At 66.9% G+C, this 2,020-nt stretch carries 1 protein-coding gene and 1 pseudogene; both read left to right on the forward strand.

Going from position 1 to position 2,020, the window contains the following annotated elements; genetic code table 11:
- Nucleotides 1-1,186, forward strand: a 1,186-nt coding sequence (ptsP, locus tag AWT75_RS20315) for a phosphoenolpyruvate--protein phosphotransferase (protein WP_153013415.1), incomplete at its 5' end; no start/stop codon positions are given.
- A pseudogene (locus tag AWT75_RS20320) lies at nucleotides 1,183-1,866 on the forward strand (1-phosphofructokinase family hexose kinase); the annotation flags it as partial. The gene ptsP and the pseudogene AWT75_RS20320, both read left to right, overlap by 4 nt.
- Between the last annotated feature and the right edge of the window lie 154 nt (nucleotides 1,867-2,020).

Below are 2,020 nucleotides of genomic sequence, written 5' to 3' on the forward strand. Positions count from 1 at the left end.
GCTGGATACCAACAAGGTGATCGGCCTCGCCACCGCCCAGGGCGGCCCGACTTCCCATACCGCCATTCTGGCCCGCACCCTCGGCCTGCCGGCACTGGTAGCCGGTGGCCCCGGCCTGCTGGGTGTGGCCAATGGCACGGCAGCGATTCTGGATGGCCAGGCTGGCCGCCTCTACCTGAACCCGGGCGAAGCCGACCTGAAATCCGCCCGCGACTGGATGGCACAACAACAGCTGCGCAAGGAGCGCGAGGAAGCCGAACGCAGCCTGCCGGCCCAGACCCGTGACGGCCACAGCGTGGAAGTGGCTGCCAACGTCAACCGCCCGGACCAGGTTGCCGCCGCCATTGCCGCCGGTGCCGAAGGCGTGGGCCTGATGCGTACCGAGTTCCTGTTCCTGGAACGTGACGACAGCCCGGACGAAGAAGAACAGTTCGCCACCTACCAGGCCATGCTGCAGGCACTGGAAGGCCGTCCGCTGATCGTGCGCACGCTGGATATCGGCGGCGACAAGCAAGTGCCCTACCTCAACCTGCCGCACGAGGAGAACCCCTTCCTCGGCATGCGTGGTGCCCGTTTGCTGCTGCGCCGCCGCGACCTGCTGGAACCACAGCTGCGTGCGCTGTACCGCGCCGCCCGTGGTGGCCAGCCGCTGTCCATCATGTTCCCGATGATTACCTCGCTGAAGGAAATCACCCGCCTGAAGGGCCTGTGCGAAGGCATCCGCCGCGAGCTGAACGCCCCGGCGGTGCCGATCGGCATCATGGTGGAAGTGCCCGCCGCCGCCACCCTGGCCGACAAGCTGGCCGAACATGTGGACTTCTTCTCCATCGGCACCAACGACCTCACCCAGTACGCGCTGGCCATCGACCGTCAACACCCGGAACTGGCCGCCGAAGCCGACAGCCTGCACCCGGCTGTACTGCGCCTGATCCATCAGACGGTACAAGGTGCCGCCCAACATGGCCGCTGGGTAGGTGTGTGCGGTGGCATTGCCGGCGACCCGTTCGGTGCCGCCCTGCTTACCGGTCTGGGCGTGAACGAACTGTCGATGAGCCCGCGTGACATCGCCAGCGTCAAGGCCCGCCTGCGTGGCAGCGACTTTGCCAAGCTGGCCGACCTGGCGCAGCAGGCGCTGGATTGCGATAGCGCCGAAGAAGTACGCGCCCTGCAGAGCCTGCTGTCATGAACGGCCCGTTGATCACCATCACCCTGAACCCGGCCATCGACCAGACGGTGTGCGTGCAGGATTTTCAGCCCGGCAGCGTCAATCTGGCGCTGTCCAGCACCAGCAATGCCGGTGGCAAGGGCGTGAACGTGGCCAGCTGTCTGGCCGACTGGGGCTTGCCGGTGCTGGCCACCGGCCTGTTGGGACGCAACAACAGCGAAGCGTTTGAGGCGCTGTTCAAGGACAAAGGGATTGCCGACCGCTTCATCCGCGTGCCGGGCGACACCCGCGTCAACATCAAGCTGTCCGATCAGGCCAATGCCAGCACCACCGACATCAACCTGCCGGGCCTGACCGTAGGCGAAGTGCAGTGGGAACGCCTGCTGACCCTGCTGGCGGCAGACGTCAATCCAGGCAGCCAGATCGTGCTGGCCGGCAGCCTGCCGCAAGGACTGGAGCCGGAACGACTGCCGGTGCTGATTGGCAAACTGCGCCAATGGGGCGCACATGTGCTGCTGGACAGCAGCGGTGCCGCACTGGCCACCGCACTGGCCGCGCCACGCGCCAGCCTGCCGGACTGCATCAAGCCCAACCGCCACGAACTGGAACAGTGGGCTGGCCGTGCGCTGCCCACTCTGCAAGACGTGCTGGCCTGCGCCCGCCAGTTGCAACAGGCCGGTGTGGCCGAAGTGGTGGTGTCGCTGGGCGAAGAAGGCGCGCTGTTTGTGCTGGATGATGGCCCGGCCCTGCTGGCCCCACCACGCTGCTCATGGCCGATATGGCGCGGCAGCACATCGGCCGGTGTCAGCGCCTTGCCCAGGTCGTGGGTCAGGGCGGCAAACCGCACCGCCAGTG

The organism is Aquitalea pelogenes (assembly GCF_001515305.1).
Classification (GTDB): Bacteria; Pseudomonadota; Gammaproteobacteria; order Burkholderiales; family Chromobacteriaceae; genus Aquitalea; species Aquitalea pelogenes.